Origin of the sequence: Streptococcus pseudopneumoniae, from assembly GCF_001072665.1 — a bacterium.
Lineage (GTDB): Bacteria > Bacillota > Bacilli > Lactobacillales > Streptococcaceae > Streptococcus > Streptococcus pseudopneumoniae_S.
The window spans coordinates 1-214 of sequence record NZ_JVJI01000116.1 but is presented as its reverse complement, the minus strand read 5'-3'; the positions used below and the strand labels follow the sequence as shown (position 1 = coordinate 214).

The 214-nt window shown below is 54.7% G+C and carries 1 pseudogene; it reads left to right on the top strand.

Annotation, left to right across the window (positions count from 1 at the left end):
* Positions 1-214, top strand: a pseudogene (locus ADH52_RS07320) (hypothetical protein); the annotation flags it as partial.

Below are 214 nucleotides of genomic sequence, written 5' to 3'. Positions count from 1 at the left end.
TGTGACGGCGAGTGCCATCATGATTCCCATAGGGCAGACTCAGAGCGTTGTCAAGGGCTTGACTCAGTTTGCGATAGGGGAAGCCGGTGCCTATACAGCGGGTCAGGTTGCCTATCATGGGACTAAGCTCCTAGGTGGAAGTGAGGAAGACGCCCAAACCGCAAACTTTATCGGGAATATCGTAGGAGGTTATGCGGTCTCCTCAGCAGCCAGC